Annotated in this window: 15 protein-coding genes; 2 read left to right on the top strand and 13 right to left on the bottom strand. The window is 48.2% G+C overall.

From position 1 onward, the window contains the following. The first annotated feature begins 102 nt into the window (after positions 1-102). Positions 103-1,494: an amino acid permease gene (locus ACO0KW_RS09575; protein ID WP_423052848.1), complete on the top strand. Its 1,392-nt coding sequence runs from the start codon at positions 103-105 to the stop codon at positions 1,492-1,494. Positions 1,495-1,508: 14 nt separating this feature from the next. Here the strand turns inward: ACO0KW_RS09575 and ACO0KW_RS09570 are convergent, their stop codons facing one another. From ACO0KW_RS09570 to ACO0KW_RS09510, 13 genes are all read right to left on the bottom strand, one after another. Beyond that, positions 1,509-2,546 (bottom strand): oxidoreductase, encoded by a 1,038-nt coding sequence (locus tag ACO0KW_RS09570; protein WP_423052847.1) that lies wholly within the window; start codon positions 2,544-2,546, stop codon positions 1,509-1,511. Between the two features lie 57 nt (positions 2,547-2,603). Further along, on the bottom strand, positions 2,604-4,169 hold the full coding sequence (locus tag ACO0KW_RS09565) for a S41 family peptidase (RefSeq protein ID WP_423052846.1): 1,566 nt from the start codon (positions 4,167-4,169) through the stop codon (positions 2,604-2,606). A 236-nt stretch (positions 4,170-4,405) separates the two neighbouring features. Continuing rightward, on the bottom strand, positions 4,406-4,819 hold the full coding sequence (locus tag ACO0KW_RS09560; RefSeq protein WP_423052845.1) for a hypothetical protein: 414 nt from the start codon (positions 4,817-4,819) through the stop codon (positions 4,406-4,408). A gap of 61 nt (positions 4,820-4,880) precedes the next feature. After that, positions 4,881-5,330 carry a hypothetical protein gene (locus tag ACO0KW_RS09555; RefSeq protein ID WP_423052844.1) on the bottom strand — a complete coding sequence of 150 codons (450 nt, stop codon included), beginning with the start codon at positions 5,328-5,330 and terminating at the stop codon, positions 4,881-4,883. A gap of 51 nt (positions 5,331-5,381) precedes the next feature. Continuing rightward, positions 5,382-5,918: an SRPBCC family protein gene (locus tag ACO0KW_RS09550; RefSeq protein WP_423052843.1), complete on the bottom strand. Its 537-nt coding sequence runs from the start codon at positions 5,916-5,918 to the stop codon at positions 5,382-5,384. Positions 5,919-5,984: 66 nt separating this feature from the next. After that, a complete protein-coding gene (locus ACO0KW_RS09545) occupies positions 5,985-6,446 on the bottom strand; it encodes a WapI family immunity protein (RefSeq protein WP_423052842.1) in 462 nt (153 codons plus the stop codon). Between the two features lie 67 nt (positions 6,447-6,513). Then, a complete protein-coding gene (locus tag ACO0KW_RS09540) occupies positions 6,514-6,861 on the bottom strand; it encodes a hypothetical protein (RefSeq protein WP_423052841.1) in 348 nt (115 codons plus the stop codon). 73 nt (positions 6,862-6,934) lie between these two features. Further along, positions 6,935-7,408: a hypothetical protein gene (locus ACO0KW_RS09535; protein ID WP_423052840.1), complete on the bottom strand. Its 474-nt coding sequence runs from the start codon at positions 7,406-7,408 to the stop codon at positions 6,935-6,937. Between the two features lie 103 nt (positions 7,409-7,511). Further along, positions 7,512-7,775, bottom strand: a complete 264-nt coding sequence (locus tag ACO0KW_RS09530) for a hypothetical protein (protein ID WP_423052839.1) — start codon at positions 7,773-7,775, stop codon at positions 7,512-7,514. A 101-nt stretch (positions 7,776-7,876) separates the two neighbouring features. Beyond that, on the bottom strand, positions 7,877-8,281 hold the full coding sequence (locus ACO0KW_RS09525) for a hypothetical protein (protein ID WP_423052838.1): 405 nt from the start codon (positions 8,279-8,281) through the stop codon (positions 7,877-7,879). Positions 8,282-8,383: 102 nt separating this feature from the next. After that, a complete protein-coding gene (locus tag ACO0KW_RS09520) occupies positions 8,384-8,746 on the bottom strand; it encodes a hypothetical protein (protein WP_423052837.1) in 363 nt (120 codons plus the stop codon). Positions 8,747-9,114: 368 nt separating this feature from the next. Beyond that, positions 9,115-13,239 carry a DEAD/DEAH box helicase gene (locus ACO0KW_RS09515; protein WP_423052836.1) on the bottom strand — a complete coding sequence of 1,375 codons (4,125 nt, stop codon included), beginning with the start codon at positions 13,237-13,239 and terminating at the stop codon, positions 9,115-9,117. Between the two features lie 115 nt (positions 13,240-13,354). Further along, positions 13,355-17,455, bottom strand: a complete 4,101-nt coding sequence (locus ACO0KW_RS09510) for a two-component regulator propeller domain-containing protein (protein ID WP_423052835.1) — start codon at positions 17,453-17,455, stop codon at positions 13,355-13,357. 426 nt (positions 17,456-17,881) lie between these two features. Between ACO0KW_RS09510 and ACO0KW_RS09505 the strand changes: the two genes are divergently transcribed. Beyond that, complete coding sequence (locus ACO0KW_RS09505) at positions 17,882-19,576, top strand: response regulator (protein WP_423052834.1); 1,695 nt, start codon at positions 17,882-17,884, stop codon at positions 19,574-19,576. Positions 19,577-19,616: the final 40 nt, after the last annotated feature.

Here is a 19,616-nt window from a genome sequence, read left to right as displayed (position 1 = left end):
AAATCTACACCACACTCCCGTCGACATTTCTGCTGAGTGCGCCTCATCGTTCTATAATGCGCGATCACATTGACATAACAACACGGCGCTCAAGGAACGACTATGCAGAATAATAATGACGGCAGTTTCGACCAAATCGTCGCGCGCGAGCAAGGATTGAAGCGCAGCTTAAATAGCAAACAGATGGCTATGCTGGCGATCGGTGGCGCGATTGGTACGGGTTTGTTTTTGGGCAGTGGCTTTGCGATCAGTTTTGCTGGTCCCAGCGTGCTGCTCAGTTATGCCATTGGTGCCTTGATCGCTTTGTTACTAATTGCTTGTCTCGCCGAGATGACGGTGGCGCATCCGACCTCGGGGTCCTTTGGTGCCTTTGCTGAACATTATGTGAGTCCTTGGGCTGGTTTTGTCGTGCGTTATTCCTACTGGGCAGCGAACGTGCTGGTGATCGGCACTGAGGTCACGGCGATTGCTTTGTATATGCAATATTGGTTGCCCGATTCGCCCGCGTGGTTGTGGATTGGCTTATTCTCTGCCAGCTTAGTGTTTGCGAATGCTTTGAGCGTGCATGTATTTGGCACCATCGAGTATTGGTTTTCAACGATCAAAATTATCGCGATTGTGGTGTTCATTGTGCTTGGCGCGTGGATGGTATTGTTCGCACCCGAGCAGTCTGCACAAAGCACGATAGGATTTGCCAACTACACGCAGCACGGCGGCTTTTTTCCCAAGGGCTTGACTGGCATGTGGCTGGCAGTGATCGTTGCGCTGTTTAGTTATCTCAGCATAGAAATGATCGCTGTCGCGGCGGGCGAAGCCAAAGATCCTGAGCAGGCGATCACACGCGCTTTCCGCTCTGCGCTGGTACGCTTAGTCGTATTCTATATTTTGACTTTGATTTTGGTCTTGGCGATTGTCCCGTGGACGCAAGCCGGGCAAGGTAAGAGTCCGTTCGTCACCGCGATGGAGGCGGCCCATATTCCTGGTGCGGCGGGGGTGATTAATTTTGTGATTCTGATTGCCGCTTTATCAGCCATGAATAGTCAGCTCTACACCGCAACACGGATGATGTTCAGCCTTTCACGCGGTGGTTTTGCGCCCGCCGTATTCGGCAAATTAAATCGTCAGGGCGTGCCTATGCAAGCACTATTCTTGTCGTGCGCAGGGATTGCAGTGGCTGGAATTTTGAGCATCCTGTACCCCAAATCGTCATTCGTATTGATGATGGCGATCTGCATGTTCGGTGCGATGTTTACGTGGTTTATGATCTTCGTTACGCATTGGATGTTTCGCCGTTATTGGGACAAACACAATAAGCCGAAGTTGCCATTTCGCATGTGGGGCTTCCCGTGGCTGACTTTGCTGGGGGCTGGCTTGATGCTAGCGTTGATGATCACAACGGCGTTCACCGAAGAATTTAAAATGACATTGGCGACGGGCTTGCCATTTTTGATTGTATTGAGTGTTTTGTATTTTGTGTGGTATCGCAAGCGCTGATACGCACTCCCAATTTAGCATTTCACTAGACGACCCTCACTAGCACTGAGCATACCGGCTTCCAATAGTTGCATTACCTGCAAAGCCTCAGTAGCGGGCACAGGATTGGGCGCGCCGTGCAAAATCGCATCACGTACGGCGGCGTAATAACGCATATAGTCACCGCGTTCATTCGCTACCTGCGAGTGTTGCATCCAAGTGCCGCGCATGACGTCGAGTCTGCCCATGGTTTCATCGACGCCCCATTCTTTGTCACTTGGGCGCAGGCCAGCTTTGAGCGCATCTTCTTGTGGATCAATGCCTTCTTTGGTGTAACTGCCTTTCGTGCCGTGAATGACAAAGCGCGGGCCTTCATGTGCCACCAACATACTCGCATGCAGGATCACGCGTAATTCGCCATAGCCGAGTACCGCATGAAACCAGTCATCCGCCAATGCACCATCGCGTTGCAGAATGCGGTCTAAATAAATCGTCTGCGGCATACCGAACAGGCAGATTGCCTGATCAAGTAAATGAGGGCCCAAGTCATACCATAAACCACTGCCAGGGCCTGCACCTTCGCGCCAGCGTTGTCTGACTTCGGGACGAAAACGATCAAAGTGTGATTCAAAATGCGTGATACGTCCTAGCTGACCCGACGCCACTAGCTTTTGTACCGTCAAAAAATCCGCGACCCAACGTCGGTTATGAAACACCGATAATAGTTTTTGCGCCGCATCGGCACGCCTAATCAAATCACGCGCCTCCGCGGAATCCAAGGTAAAGGGTTTATCCACCACCACATGCTTGCCCGCAGCCAAAGCTTTCGCCGCCAATGCATGATGGGTATCGTTAGGAGTAGGGATCACCACTAAATCAATATCGGCGCGCGCGATGAGTTCTTCGGGCGTGTTAGACACTTGTAGTTGCGGCCAGTCGGCGTGCACCTTAGCTGCATTGCTACTCGAAATCGCGACCAATTCCAATCCCGGCACCGCATTGATTAATGGCGCATGGAAGGTTGCCGTAGCGTAGCCATAGCCGAGAATGCAGACTTTCAGTGTGGAGGACATGGATGCGAACTCTTTCGAATAAATTTGCTTGATAAATCTTCTTGATAAGATCCAAATCTAGCGCGGCTTCTTGCTAGCTAGATCGCTCTCAATCACTTTCAAAAACGTCGCACTAGACCAATTAATATCGGTCACCGGAATTGCTGGCATATAGAACACCCCCGCGCCGCGCGGACGATTCACATACATTTTGTTCGGAATAATTACCGTGGCTAAACCTGAGGGTAATTTCTTTTGACGCACTTCCATATACGTCGAATCCGCAGAACTCGGTGCGCCTATCAATTTTGTATTCTCAAATCGGGTGAAAACATCCAGCGCGTCCAGGCAGGCGCTCGCACATTGTCCTGGTACGATCACATACACGGGTTTTGTGAAGGCAAGAGGATCTTCTGCACGATCGATTTTTGCTTCTTCAGACGTCAGTGCAGTTTCTTTGTCGGCGTCTTTTGTTTTCATATAGTAAGTATCTCCACGTGCCAACGCTTGTTGCATACCGACCTGGGCTTTGCCAAATTCCGCCGCCGCTTCGACCTGTTTTTCTTGCTTTAAGTTGTCTACCAGCTCTGCCAGATACGCGGTATTCGCCTTAGAACTGCGCCACCATACCTCCTGTTTTTGTGCAAACGCTTGTAAGCGTCGATTGACTCTGTCATTACCCCACAAGGCCCGTGCGAATTGTTTGCTCCAGGCTGATGAGCCACCCTGGTTGTGCCGCAAATCGATCACAATAGCGTCGCTATCTAAATAACGCTGGCGTTGTGCTTCGATATCGGCAGTCAGCTGGCGATAAGCATCGCGTTCTTTTTCGTTCGGCTGAAAGCTCGGCATCGCTACCCAAATAAGTCCCGGACGAGGCTCGGTCATGCCCACGGCTAATTCGTCACCGTTATAACTTTCGTTGCGCCACTTATTAAATTTCTCGCTAGTCAGTTGCCATGTCAGAGTTTTGGAGAATGTCTTACCCTCATGCGCAAACTGGCAGCGCTTCGGCAGTGAGATAAACGGATTGCCTACGTCGTAAAAAGTCGCCCGCGGCAAAACCCACCACGCGCCAGGTTCACTGGCAATACCGCGAAACGCAAATAAATTCTTCATCACCAGATCACGTGTCTTGATGCCGTCGCAACTCAACACTTTTGCACCGGCTTCAGGGCCACCAGTTTCGCTAGCGTACACATACAAACCATCGCCGCGCCACACTGTGACAAAACCAGGCCAACGCATGGGAGGTAGGTCTTTCTCCGTCAAATTGGTATAAGCACCCGCATGGCCATCTTGCAAACTCACATTAAAACGTTCAATCGCCGCCTTGTAACCCGCCGCATTTGTCACCTTCGCCGCCAAGGTTAAACCGCTTTGTTTGGCGCGCTGTAAATTTTTGCGAAAGTCTGGATTTTGCGTGTCATAAACACCGGGATGATTGTCAAAGGTCTCTTGATAAGCGATCTGAATATCGTTCCGTGCAGCAGCCGACCAGGCTGCTGGTGTATTCGGTAAATTTTTATTCGCCTGATCTACATTTGTATCGGTGCTATGTGCACTGACAATCGATGATAGCGCGAGTACCGAGAAAAACAGCACGCCACGCAGGTGTGAAGATGGTTTTTGGATAGTAGGCATGTAGATCCAGGTTACTTGATTGAGCTTGGATTATAAGCGGAGCACTCATATTTTTTGAATGACTATTTACTGACGTCATCGCAGAGCATCGCTTTCAAATTACGCATTATTTCTGTGAGTATTCAGGTACGTGCGGCGCAGCAGAGTGATTCAATGTCTTGATTCCATGTTGTTCCTTGGTTGACTAGTTCGCCATCTTGCTCATATGTGTAGCAGAACTTCGCGCAACTCGCAGCCTAGTTCTTGCTCCAACCGAGCAATCTGCACCGCCGCGAGTCCCCGACTTTGGGATTCATGGCCGCTAGCGAATAGCTCGCGAAACCTGCTGGCCAGTCGTACTTCAGTTCATTTAATGAAACCGAAGCGCCGCAGCATGAGGCAACGCAATTGAGGTTGGTGAAGCCCGTTTGCGCGGCCGCTTCAATTGCATCAGCCCACCACGATTCAGTGTTTGCCTCACATGCCGGACAATGCGATCCCGAGAAATTCGCGCCACCTTTGAAGAAGGTTACCTCTTCATGGAACTTTGATTCCACTGATTCAAGCTCGGGCAGCCACGCGCGCAGCAATAACTCCGCCGTCGCTGCAGCGCTTGGCGATGGTTGGAAAGAGGGATCCTTCGGTACGTATTGGAGCCAGTTGTCGGACATAGTGGTTAGCGCAAAAATGAGCGGATGGCCGCTCAAAAAATTTAAAAAATACTGAACCGCTCTACAGCCAGTCCGATCGGCCATCCGCCTTGACGTCTTCGCTCCTATTCTTTGCCAGTCCCAAAAGGCGCACTATGATAGTGATGTAAGCCAATGTCATCACGCTATGAATAATTGGCTTCTCCCAAAACGTTCCAAGGAAAATTGAAATGATAGGAATAGTGGCAAAAACCAAAGCAATAATTTTTAAACCTAATGGGGAAATAAGTCGCTTATTCTTTTTAGGGCTGACAGTTAGCAAACGAAGAGAAATATAGAACATCCATAGGCTGCCCGCCAAAAACAGAGTTCCAAGTGACATCGTTAATAAAGTGCGAGGGACATTTGGCGCAAGTAACAGCGATCCAGAACCAATAACACAAACCATCGTGATTGGCGTGAATAGTAAACCAAGCGGGATGCTTACCCATCTTGGCAAAGCCATCGGCTCAATCTCTTCTAATTTGCCCATTTCTTACTCGATGCCTAACGTTGGTGCTCAGCTTGAGCGAGGGGTTAGGCATCACCGTTGATAATATTTCTGTAGTTCAGAAAGGGTGTACTCGTTACCGCGCTTAAAAAATTCACGCATCTTCGCCGACTCTGGGTCATCAGAGAAACCCAGACCAACTATGCGGAGCGTAGTTCTAGACTCTCCATCTGGCAAGAAATAGAGAACCGTCCACATATTCTTGACTGCGTTCGGGAACGGAAACTTTGTCGGTGCTCTAGACACCTGAATGGCGATCATTCTCTCTGACTCAAAGGCCAAGACTCGATTCTCGATGGTCCCATCGTCGCTAAGCGAGCCGCTTTTGCTGTAGTTCGTCCGCATCAGGCCGCCGAGGCGGAGATCAAATTCCGCGTGTGGCGCCAACCAGGCCTTTAGCCCATCCGCAGTTGTCCATGCTTTCCAGACTTCACGGACGGGAGCATTCACAACTCCGATCGCTTCAATTGGAGGAAGCTCCGCGGCCGTCGCCAGCGAAGTGGCAAGCGCGACTGAGATGGCAACTAAGAGGGTATTCTTCATGACGCGAAAAACAAAGTGAATGGTCATTGTGATGCCTAACGTTTTAGTTCACCGATGGCGAGGCCAACGGTGTGGAACGACAAGTTATATTTTTCAATGTTTATCTTCTCGTCCTCGAATTGGATATGCAGACAGAATTTTCGCACATTGAGTTGTAAGTGAAGGCAAATAACTTTGGTCAATTTCAAATTCAAATCTATGTTCTTGTGTAAGGTTATCAGGAGAGATTTGAACTACCATTTCAATCTTGCCAAGGGCTGACGTTTTTAATGACACTGATAACTCTGGCTCCATACATTCAAGATTCGCATTTTGCTCATGAGAGTCATACACCAACTGAACCTTCTGACCCCAATCGTCCAATTCAGTATTGCGTATAAAGGAACCGGAAACCCACACCTGTGCCCCACTCGCAGAAGCAATCGCCGTAGCACGCAACCAATTGCCATCCCAATAGTCCTCATTTGACTGAAATTGATAGCCATGTATCCATATTTTCAATCCTGCCAGTGAAATACTAGGCTCACCTAATTCGTCGATCGAGTTTCTATTCATTGGCGCGAAATATAACGCCAAGCTGACCCACGCGAAGCGTGGGCGTCGAGCGACGAGTTATAAGAAACTACCATTCGTAAATCTCTCCTTCGTCTCCAATGACTTTGGCATCAAGAATAGCAGCAAGCTTCGCTAACGCTAGACGGATCGAATTTAAGGGATCATCGAATTCTTCTCGGTTGCTAAATGTGGCTCGGCCTCTGCGAAATGAAATACCGACTGAAAAAGACGACGACGTTGAAATTTCTATGTCGCCTTCATTTCCCTTAACGAGGATTTTTTCACCAGAAAAAGGATTGGTTACGAGGCTTTCTGCTTCCACGTACCGGGCACCCTCAATTGTATCGACGGCCTTCTTCCATGCCTCAAGCGGGATAGGTCCCTGTGTGTTTTCGATATGGAGACTGTACGCCACCTTCTAATCCTTATAACGCCGAAATGACTGGCGTGAAGCGTCCATGTCGATTGTTAAGTTGGACAGCATGTTGCTACTTTTGCGCATAGTGAAGAACCGGGTCGCCCTTTTGTTCACGCTGCATGTCCCATAACGTGACATGCTCACCAGTAATTGAAGTATCGCCTGTCAGTTCGCGCCTAGCGAGTAGAATGAGGTCGAACGGAGTCTTTGCATCAGGCTTGTTCTGAAGCCGCTTGGCAAGTTCAATCGCGAGCTCAGAAGGCAGCCACAGTGATGACTGAAGAGACAGCTTGTTTAGCAATGTTCTTTGTTCCCGCGAAATAGGTTCGCAGTATGGTGTCTTCAGGTACTCCGCCAGCAACTCGGCTACCAACTCCACTTTCTGCTTCTGGTCTAGCTCGCGTTTAAAGAATTCAAATTGTTTTTTGTATTCCTGCTCAATCGAAGCCTTAAGCCGCGCCTGAATCCAAGACTTTCCCAAGAATGCAAGTACGGAGACTGTAACGGCAGCAGCTACTATGGAAGACAAAACGGATTCAAGCATCTAGAGCTTCCTTCATGGTGTTCAACGCAACGGTGAACGGCTGGCCGTCCAAGAATTAATAAAATACTGAGCCAAATCACGGCCAGTCCGATCGACCATCCTGTTATCCATTGGATTTCAATCTACTATAAAACCCCGACCACAGCTCAGGTTCTGGATAGGTCGTTTTCACTTGGAGCCGAACGACGCCGGGTTGCATCATCCACCAATCACGGAAACTATCCCAGCAATCTTCGCCAGCTCCCATGCGCCACCCGATAGAGCCATGAGGAATATTAGGATATTTGACCCAAGGTGGAACACGCAGCCCTACCGTGTCAGTATCGGGAATTGGTGGATTAGGAAAGGGCGCGGCGTTTTGGCTCATGGATAACGTTGATTTGAAAGGCGCGCACGCCAATCTGTAGTTCATAAAAAAGAGCTTATTTGCGCGTCATTTTCGAAAGTCATGTTATGACACAGCCAGCTCTATACCTTGCGCAGTAAGGGAGCATTTCTTGATATGACATTGACGCAACCATTACTTGTAGCGATGAACCATTCGGAGTATCCGCCAAATGAGTTGGTCACCATAAGCATTCCATCGGTCTGTAATTCTTGCATCATCCAACCACCACTCTCAATTTCGTACACGATGTTTTCGTGCCAAGAGACTTCTCCGCTTTTCCAATAGGGAATTAAATCGCCCTCGTCAAGGAATCGAAATCCTCTCATTTGACTGAAAAGTACCTCTAAATATTCTTCGTCTTCAGCGCCCTTTGCGATTATCTGGATAACAATACGAAGTCCAGATGGACCAAGCGTCAATTCCGCAATATCTGTGAGACGACTTCCCGTTTCACCGCCAGCGATTGGTTGAGCTTCAATAGTCATAACGCAGAGGTGTCGGGATCGCCGCCACCTGAAAATTAATAAAGAAGGAAATGTTCATCGGCGAATCCCCGACGACCGTCTTGTTAAACAATCGATTGTTAATCATTTCTTGGCAATAGCATCGTCAAATAGCACAAACTTATTTTTGGTAACTTGGTACAGCATAATTTTTTTGCTTTTTTTTAGTACGCGAAATGTATCAACTGTTGGCGCGACGCCCACATCTCCTGGACAGTTTTTGCCATTATGATTTTCGTAAATTTTAAAATCAAAATACACTCGCGTTTCATGTGTCTTAGTGAATCTAAGGCATTCTAACTTTTGACGCGTTTTATAAAAACTCGTTCCTTCTATTCTTGCGATCAATAGATCCAGCGCTTGATCTTCTGGAGTGTCACTCGCAACTGCATTAAATGAAAGCGCACAACAAACGCATAAAATCATCGATGAAATTATTTTTAGCATGAATTGTTTAACTTGTTTTAAAGTGAAAAAACCAAAGTTAACACATTAGTGAAAAATAGGCAATGAAATTCCAATCCTCTCGAAAGCTGCACCCAGCATAGCTCTTCTTTGTTTTATCTACCGCAAAAAGGTATAACACAAAGAACCTATGTTAGAAGGAGGGGTAATTGGAAATGTACAAAGCGAGTGGGGGTAGTTTCGAGAATACGGTGCCCAATCGAGCAGCTGACGGCACCTCTTACATGTGTATATTTATCACAGGCGTCCAAGTAAATTAAATCCGTCAGCATGAAGGTCGGCGACCATCTGTCGTCACTCAGTTCAGGACATGCATGCTTAGCAGGAAAATAAAACCAACCTCCAGCAACCTAAACCCCACCCTTCAACAACCGCAGCAAAGCCTCAGTATCAAGACGTCCGGCCATTTCGCCACCATCCAATAAACTATCCGCCAACTCGCGTTTTTCTGCATGCAAAGCGAGGATTTTTTCTTCTATGGTGTCTTGCGTGACTAAGCGATAAATCGTGACCGGGCGTTGTTGACCCATGCGGTGGGCGCGGTCTGAGGCTTGGTCTTCTACGGCGGGATTCCACCATGGATCGAGGTGAATCACGTAGTCTGCGGCGGTTAGATTGAGGCCGGTGCCACCGGCTTTGAGGCTGATCAAAAAGATGTCGCCGCTGCCTGCTTGAAATGCATCGACGCGTTTTTTGCGTTCGATGGCGGGTGTGCTGCCATCTAAATATTGATAGGCGATACCTTGTTCGTCCAGCCATGCGCGTACGATCGCTAAGTGATCGACGAATTGGCTAAAGACTAGCGCCTTGTGTTTATTGTCTAGCAGTTCTTCTACCGTGTGCTGCAAAACCGCGAGTTTGCTGCCGCTGATTTTGGCGTTTTTCATGACCAGTTTGGGATGGCAGCAAAAGCGTCTGAGTTTGGTGATCTCCGCTAAGACTTGCATGGATTTGCCTGCGGTCGGATCGATCTGCGCGATCTTGTCGATGGCTTCTTGACGTAGCGCTTCGTACAGATGACGCTCTTCATCGCTGAGTTCTACTTGCAAATTGATTTCTGTGCGCGGCGGTAATTCACTTAAGACTTGTGCCTTGGTGCGCCGTAAGATGAAGGGTTGCAGCAGCTTTTTCAGGTGTGCACGTACGAGTTTGTCACCACGTTCTATCGGGTGCGCAAACTTATCCGCGAAGTGATCTCTCGATCCTAATAAACCGGGGTTGATGAAGCGGAATAAATTCCACAATTCTCCTAAATGATTTTCCACTGGCGTACCACTGGCGATCATTTTGAAATCTGCACTTAATGCCATCGCCGCCTGACTGCGTTTGGTGGCAGCATTTTTAATTACCTGCGCTTCATCCAATACGACGCTGTGCCAGTGATGTGCACTGAACGCGGCGCTGTCTTGTTGCAACATGCCGTAGCTGGCGATCACAATATCGAATGCACCGAGATCTTGCAGTGAACGCTCTTGTTGATAGGCGCGGATCTTTAAAGTGGGAGCGAAGCGTGCGACCTCTGCTTGCCAGTTCATCGCCACTGAGATGGGTGCGATCACTAAGGCTGGGCCTTGTGGTGCGCGATCAACCAGCAGGGCCAGGGTTTGCACGGTCTTACCCAAACCCATATCATCAGCCAGACAGGCTCCCACGCCCCATTGCGCTAACTTCGCCAACCACTGAAAACCTTCTAACTGATAGTCGCGCAATTGGGCTTGCAAGGTCGATGGCACTTGCGGCACAAAATTCGCTAAGGCATCGAGTTTGTCGACTTGTTCGCGCCAGGCTTGATCCGTTTTTAATTCACCGACTTCATCAGCAAGTTCGGCTAATGCGGGCGCGGCTAAGGAATTAATGCGAATGCCGTCTTTGCCACTGAGTTCGCCGAAATGGCGTAATTCATCGAGGCGTTTGCGGAAGCTATCGGTCAGCGCCAGAAAATCATTGTCACCGAGTTTGAGGAAACGGCCTTTGCTGGTTTCTGCCATTTGCATCAATTCACGCAAGGCTAAAATGCGACCATCATCGAGTGTGACTTCACCGCCAGCGATAAACCATTCGCCTTGTTTTTTAATGCTCAGGCGCAGATTGCCGAGTGAGCGTTGGCCGTTTAAGCGGAAGCGTTCGCCTTCAGGCCAGACTAGCTGTAGTTGTAGCTGTAATTCTTGTTCAGGGATGGCTTTGAGTTGGCTGAGTAATTCCAGACATTGCTGCGGATCTTGCCATTGCCATTCATGATTATTTTCTTCTGCTTCAGTGAAGGCCGGGCAATTTTTGATGAGCGTTTGCAGATCTCGTTCTTCCTGAGCTAGATCACGGCTGGCTTGTACGGTTTTTCCTTCATGTTCACCTAAGACATTGCTCGCGCCTTTGCCGGGGGTGAACCAGCCACCTGTACTACCTTTATTCATATCTTGTACTTCACTCAACGGGCGCACGAGAATTTGCAAACGCAAGCCTTCTTTCAGCGGCAACAAATGCGCATATAAGGTGGTGTCGGCAGCGACGGTATGAATATGTTGCGCCAGTTCGGGCAGATCAGAATGAATAGATAGATGCGGTGCAATCGCGGCGATCACATCCACCAATTGCGCTTTGGCGGCACTTGGCACCGTCAAGCCAGAACCGAGTATGCCGGCGATTTGTTTAATCTCCGGGCTGGAGCTGTAAATTGCCAATCGCGTTGGCGTCTCTTTGCGCACGACGTAGGCTTGCTGGGCCGTGATCGCAGGCTCTAATTGCAGGCTGATATGCGCGTTAGCTTCTTTTAAAAACAATGCCAGTTCGCCCTGCACGATGTCGATACGTACATCTGGTGCATCGGTCCAATATACCTGCGGATGATTGATTAACAGCGGCAAAGCTTTGTCTGTATCTAACTGATATTCGGCGTTACCATAATAGGTGTCGACGCCGCGTCGTAAACATGTGGCGATTTGTTTATCCTGTTCGCTCAGATACGGCAGGCTGTCTTGTTCTTGTGCTAAACGTTTTAGTGCAATCGGACGCCCTTTGCTCCACACGCCTTTGGCGCTGAGTTTTTGTTCGCGCGGCTCAAGTCCCACTTCATCGCGTAGTAAGTTCAGTAACCACACTAGCCGCTGTTCGCTGCCGGATTTTGCGGCGTCTTTGTCACTACTTAAATTTAATTGACTGAGGGCGGTGAGGGCACGTTGCCAGGATTCTTCACGCTGCACGACTTGATATAAAGGCGTGCGGTGATGTTGCTCATGCCAATTGGGCATCTGTGCGACATCAGCATAGTGCTTACTGAGTAGTGCATCAGTCTCGGCTGCCAGCCACAGATAACCATGTTGGTGATATTGATTGAATACGGCACGTAAACGCTGATGCGCGTCGTCACGTACTGGCTCACTTTCCCAGAATAGGGCTAAGCCTTCAAATAAGGTTTCTACGCTGAGTTCGCGCTGCAGGACATAACGCTTGGCGGTCAGCGGTACGCCTTTTGCCAAATGGTTGACTAGCGATTCCAGCAGGTAATAGCAAAAGGCATCGTTCTGCTTGATGCTGTCATCCACATGCTCTTTGAGTTTTTGGCGATTTAATGGGTTATCGACGGCGAACAGAGAAACGGTGTAAAGCAAGCCCAGTACATCACCAAAATGGATCTTACGCTTGCCGGTTTTTTTCTTTTGCACTTTGGCGATCTGTTCAATGTGCACTAAAGCCGTTGCATAGTCTGCATGACGAATTGCGATCGCAAAATCGAGTGTCGCGCGATGTTCATCCTGACAGTGCGTTTCGAGTTGCGGCAGGAAATCAAAGTCTGCGCGTAGCAAAGCTTGCCAGATCAATTGCTCCAGGATGTAGGGCAAGCCGTCTGCGAGTTGCTCTAGATGGGTCTGCACGTAGTGATAAGCCTTACGACTATCACTCGCCAACCAATTTGCTTGATAAAATAAATCAGATAGCAAGACGCCTTTTGCCACATCCGAAAAATGCTCAAAGATCAGGATACCGTGATTGGTTTCAAATAAGAGTTCGGCCAGATTTTTTTTGTCACCCGTGCGTGCTTCAAAAAATTCGTGACGCCAATAACCTATGCCTTCAATTTCATTAATCAGGCATGAGTAAAATAATTCACGTCTGCAAAATGCGGCATTTTGAACTTTCCAATGCTTGTATTCTTCACGCTTGCTGAGTATCACCCGTATGCTGCGTACCCAATGCGGCATATCGTCATGTTCTAACAAATGCCGTATCAAGGGCATTTGTAAACCCTCAGCCAGCGTATAACCCTTGCCACTGATAGGAACAACTAATTGCTTTTCGTTGAGTACCGCCAACTGGTCACGTACTGCAATCACACCCGGAACTTCGCCCGCTTTGCTGAACGATACGCGTAGCTGCAATAGGAGTTCCAACATCACATTTTGACTTAGTGGTGCGTCGAGCAGTGCTAAGGCGTAAAGAAACGGGAATTCCTGCGCTTCCAGATGGTCGAACTGTTGCATGGAGGGAGATGAGGGTGACAAAATAAGCAGAGATTTTACCTGATTCGGGCTGAATATTCGCGAATGCCCTTGCGCTGTGAATGATTACATTCGCATTCAACTCGCGTCGTCTACATCAAGTTGCATAGGGTAAATGCACAAAGAACGTCGTTCCTTTTCCCTGCTCTGTTTCAAAGTGGATGTGGCCGTGATGTTTTGCTACGATTTTTTTGACGATATCTAAGCCCAAACCGCTACCTTCACCTATACCTTTGGTGGTGAAGAATACGTCAAAAATTTTATCGTGTATTGCTTCGGGGATGCCTGCGCCAGTGTCACTGACGGAGACAACCGCCTCACCATCTATTTTTTGTATGCGTATCGTTAATTTGCCTTTGTAGTCCATGGCTTGCAAAGCGTTGTGGATCAGGTTGACCCAGACTTGGACGAGCTCATCTGGCCAGCACGCGATGGCAGGGATATCGTCAAATTGGCAGATCAGTTCGCTGCCTTTATTGATCTTGCTTTGGTAGAGCGTCAGCACTGTCTCCATGCCTTCGCGCAAATCCACCACCGTTTTCTCGTTGCTGGTGCCGATTCTGGAAAAGGACTTGAATGCAAAAACAATTTTTGAAACGCGGTCAACGGCGACATGGATATTTTGCGCACTATTAATGATGGCAGCGATTTCGTTGGCAGCGTGCAAGATGCGTTCACATTCTGCATGACGTAGTAGCGGTAGATATTTTTCTAATTGCGTGTGTGCACGCAGCTGGACTAAAACAGTTGCATGTCGTCTGCTATTGGCGATGCCGAATTGCTCCAATTGCGCACCGCATTCACTGATGAGCTTGCGTTCTTCCCGTGTATTCAGAAAACTGATATTGAGTTTGACCTCATTAATCAACGCTAAAAATAAGTCACGATGAGTCTGGTCAAGTAAATACATTAATTGGGACAGGTCACCCATCGCTGTATTCAAGGCTTGTGAAATGCTGTCGCCACTCGATTTAATTGCTCCGATAGGCGTATTAATTTCATGCGCAACATTCGCCACTAATTGTCCCAAAGAGGCCATTTTTTCTTGTTGCGCTAATTGCTTTTGCGCTTCTAACAGATGTCGATGTGAATTCGAATTGGCGATCGCAATCGCGACGTAATTCGCGATTGCCCGTAAGAACTCTAATTGGTCTGGCGAGTAGGCATTTTTTCTTGGGCTCTGCGCAGTCATGCAGCCGACCACTTGCTTCTCGACAAAGAGTGGAATATAGACGATAGATTCGGTGGGCTGCCCCGAGCGTACCGGCGCGATAGTGCTGACGTAACGGAGTAACTCTTGAATATTGCTGGTGATGAGTTCTTGTTGATGCGTGACGCACCAGACGGCTGGCCTGTCGGTTTCATCGAGTGTGTAGTGAAATTGCTCCTGACGCACCCCGTCTTCGACCATGTAATCGACTTCGATCACATGCGATTGTTGATCGAAAAATCCTATTCCGAATACATGCGCATCGACGCGCGCCAAGACTTGTTGATGGATGCGTTCAAAGGCTTGTTCAATGTCTAATGTGGCGGTCAGGCTTTGGCCAATTTCGCCCAAATTAAGAATGTCGGATGTGCGTTCGGCCACCATTTTTTGCAGGCTGCGTTTTTCTTCTTTAATTCTTGCCATGCGCCAGCGATACAAACTGTAAATACTGCCGCTTATGGATAGCAATACGAGAGCGATGAACCAGCTGGTTTGCCAGAACGCTGGTAAAACATGGATGTTGATGCTCAGTGCATCGTGGCCCCAGTCGCCAGTGGGATTGCTACCTTTGAGTTGCAATTGATAGTCGCCCGGCCATAAATTGCCGTAGCTGACATTGCGATGAGTGGCATCTGATTCTATCCAATTGTTTTGATAGCCGAGCAAGCGATAAGCATAGCGATTTTTTTCTGGTGCCAGATAATCGAGTACGGCATATTCAACTTCAAAATTGCGTTGCTCAGGGCGTAAAGCGATTCCTTCAACGGTATCTCCCAAAGCTTGTTCTACACCATCAATTTTCAAACGGGTCGCGATGACCGGCGGTTGATAATTCCAAGTCTCAAAAGATTCTGGTTGAATTAGCGCAACGCCCTTAGTCCCACCATACAAAAAACGCCCATCTTTGGCGCGCATATACGAAGCTACCCATGCTGTGCCCAGATCCATCCCGTGCACTTTAGATAGTTCACTGAGTTGATTGAGTTTGGGATCGTAGACAAACCACTGAGTCCAGATTCTGCCGCGCTGATCTTCTAATAAGTTCGCGCCGAAATAGAGGCCTGGGCGGCCGACTTTTTCGCTGATATGTTCAAACTCGACGTTCTTGTCATTCCAACTCGATAAACGATCCAGCCCTTGCGCGGTATCGACCCAGAGTTGTCCCCGATGATCTATTAGTAAACCGTTAACCTCATTTGAGCTTAGGCTGTTTTTCTCGTGCGCCGTATGTTGAATTTGTCGCATCGATTTCTTTTCTGCGTCATACAACCACAAACCGGATTCGCTACCTATCCATAATCTGCCTTGCGCATCTTCCGCGAACGATGTCACATAGCTATTCATCGGTACCGCTTGATCCGATTGAAATCCGACGAAACGTTTTTGGGTGTTGTTCCATAGCGCAAGCCCTAAAGTCGTTCCTATCCATAATTCATTTTTTCGGCTCACAAACAGACTGCGAATCTGGTTGCTCGGCAAGCCGTCTTTGACGGTATAGGTTTTCCACTGCAGATTATTCGGATTATTTTGGCTATTGCCCGGCAAGCTTTGTAAACCTGATTGACGAGTACCTGCCCAGAGCGTGTGATCTGCGGTTTGCGCCAGCGCCAGCACCGCAAGTGCAATACTGTTTTCTGGTTGTTGTGGATGATTGCGATAGCCACCGATTAAGCCCGCTTGGCGATCGAAGATGTCGATACCATTGCCATCTGTGCCAAATAGGATGCGGCCATCATGAGCTTCCAACATACTGCGTACATTCGCCCGCGATAAACCATTCGCCTGATTGCTACTGTGCCGTATCATCTGTATCGCCTCTTGCTTGCTGCTATAGCGTTGTAAACCACCGCCCCAGGAGCCTATCCACAGAATGCCAGAGCGGTCTTTGAAAATAGCACCGATCTGATCAAACGCCAGACTGCCGGGCAAGGCCGGGTCGTTCTGAATTCTTTGTAGGATATTGCCGGTTTTTGCATCCAACACGTAGATGCCGTAGCCGTAACGAGATAGCCAAATTTCATCTGGCCTTACTTGGGTGATGATGTCCACCACGTTATCGCCCAACTTATTTAAACCGGGCGTTTCTAATTTGATTAATTGAATGGTTTGTGTGGATGGGTCGATCCACGCCGCGCCATTCTTAGCAAAGCCTAACCAAATTTTGCCATCTTCCGCTTCGTACAGACTGCGAACTTCTTGCCCCGCAAAGGGCTCTTTGCTCTGTGCCTGACCTAGTGCATGAGTGGTGATTGATTCAAATTTTCGGCTACCTTCGGCAAGTTTTTGTAAGCCGTTCACCATCCCTATCCACAGATTACCCTGACGATCTAGCATCAGGCTGCGTACTTTGTCATCCAACAAGCTGTTAGGGTCAGCGGCTTGGTGTCGATATTGTGTGAGAGTTTTGAAGTCTGCACTTAAGTGATGCAAGCCGGATTCACTTCCGACTATCCAAACGCCACCTTGTGGATCACCTTTGATGATTTGTATTGCCCCAATGTCGAGCGGCGTGTTCAAACCCGCGCCATGCAAGAGCGGGCTGAATTTTCCGGTATGTGGATTAAAAATTGAAATACCACCGCTTAAGGTACCAACCCACAATTCACCATTGGGAGCAGCCCACAAGCACTTGATATAGTCGCCCGACAAAGAGGATTTGTCGCGATTAAAATGCGTGAATTTTTCGAAGCGATAGCCATCGTAACTCACCAGGCCCGCTTGCGTCCCTATCCACATTAAACCGCGTTGATCTTGAGCGATGGCAGTGACGACATTGATTGGTAAGGAATCTTCATTGCCGACCCGCTCAAAATAACGATGCGCGTAAGGGAAATGAAAAGCGCTCGGCGAAGTGTTGTTTGGTACGCTTTGTGGGTAGACTGCGCCGGACGGTTGCAAGCTCAGCATAGCCAGAATCAGTAAATACCAGCGCTTGCCGGATTGAATGCGTGGCAAAAGATGAAACAATAGGGAAAACAACAATCTCATCGTAGGTGAATTCGCAGGTCAGTGAAGCTGATTCGCTTAAGTATCTTAAAATTATGAGAAATGCTTATGTTTAACGATGCAGACAGCATATCGCTAGTCTTACATACAACGATCCGGTTGCGCTTAGCCGCAGTGTAGCATTCTGCGTGCTGCTTAAGGCTTGAGTGTGGACATTTTGCAATGGTGATGCTTTTTCCGTTTTTGTCGATGAGCAGACAACTATGATGCTAGCCAAGATGTTAACTAATACGCCGCATACAATGCCAAATGCTTTTTTGATAGGACAAGATCCTATAAATCTTTCTTGCGGTGCTCTGCAAATTAGGGAATACTTTTAACTAAGTTTTTTCAAACTTCCTCAAGCGCACTTCGTAGTTCCCCCTTACCGACAGCATTTTGATAGTCTTTTAAGCACGGATCTGAACTATGCAGGACAGTGGAATTATTTTGTGTGTAGATGATGACACCACAGTGTTGGTGGCATTACGTACCTTGCTGACGCATGTATTTGGTAGCAGCCATCTGGTAGAAATCGCCGAGAGCGGCGCAGAAGCGTTAGAAATTTTAGGCGATCTGGATCAGCAAGGACAGCATTTGAGCGTCGTCATTTCAGATTTCATCATGCCAGGTATGCGTGGCGATGAATTGCTAATCGAGTTACATCAACGCAGTCCAAAGACGATCACCATTATGCTCACGGGGCAGAGTGATTTTGAAGGCGTTAAAAAAGCCATTAACCAAGCCAATCTCTATCGGTTTTTAGAAAAGCCATTTCATCACGATGACATCATTCTGACGGTGAAATCGGCGTTCCAAGCCTATGAGCATGAGCAGACTCTCTCTGAGCAAAATACGCAATTACGTGGCCTGAACACCGCATTAGAAGTCATGTTGAAAAAGGTGCAGGAATCAGAACGTTTGCTAGAAGAGCGAGTGGTGCAACGCACACAGGAGTTAGACGAAAAAAATCAAGCACTGCAACAAGCATTGCGCACCCTCGAAGATGTTGAAAGAATCGCGCGCCATGATTTGAAAACCCCGTTGGTGAGTATCTCCGCTGCCCCCAGCCTATTGCGTGCTGGTAGAACCATGAGCGCACATGAAGAAGAAATACTTGGAATGATAGAAGGCGCGGCAAATCGTGCGCTCAGTATGGTGAATCTTTCTTTAGACTTATTCCGGATGGAAAGTGGCAGCTATGTATTTAGGCCAGCTATTGTCGATCTGAAATCTATCGCTGCGAGCATCGCATTTGGTTTAAGTGCGCAAGCAATGTCTAAGTTCGTCAGCCTGCAAATTATTTGTGCCGAGCCGCAGATGTACGTTGAAGCGGATGATTCTTTGTGCTATTCCATCATCGGCAATTTGACCAAAAATGCCATCGAAGCGGCGCCAGAGCATAGCACTGTCAACTTAAGCCTGATCAATGGTGATGAGGTTCGTTTAGTCATCCATAATTTAGGTTGTGTTCCACACGAATTACGTGAAAATTTTTTTGCCAAATATGCGACTTCTGGCAAATCTGGCGGTACTGGCTTAGGAACCTATTCCTCACATCTGTTGGCGACAGTGCAAGGTGGCAAATTAGAAATGCAGACCTCGGAAGAGGCGGGTACGCATTTATGTTTAACCTTGAAAAAAGCGAATGCACCAGCCAATGTGAATCATCGACTAGACCCTTCCATAAGCCCACCGCATGAAGGTGCGCTGCTGACTCAGAGCACTGCGAGGCTGCGAGTTCTGTTAGTCGATGACGATGACTTCAATCAAATGGTGATCAGTGATTACATTCCTGAAAGCTGCTTTGAACTAGACACTGCGATCAATGGCAGAATGGCCTATGACAAAGTCACGCAGCATAGGCCAGACATTATCGTCATGGATTTAGAGATGCCCATCATGGGCGGCCTTGAAGCCTTACAACAAATACGTCAATGGCAAACTGCGCAGCAACATGATGCCAGTTTTATCATCGCCTATTCTGGCAACGATGATGAACCTAGCCGCAATACATATTTAGCGCAAGGTTTCGATGCCTGCCTTAATAAGCCTTGCGGACGTGAAGAAGTGTTGGCGATGTTGCAGCAGGCAGCGAATAGTTTGACTAGGCGGGGTGCTTAGTCGTTCTTAGTCATTGCTCAGTGATCGCGTAGTCAGCTGA

Origin of the sequence: Undibacterium sp. Ji22W (assembly GCF_049340305.1) — a bacterium.
Classification (GTDB): domain Bacteria; phylum Pseudomonadota; class Gammaproteobacteria; order Burkholderiales; family Burkholderiaceae_D; genus Undibacterium.
The sequence above is the reverse complement of the archived record's forward strand: the minus strand, read 5'-3'. Positions and strand labels throughout refer to the sequence as shown.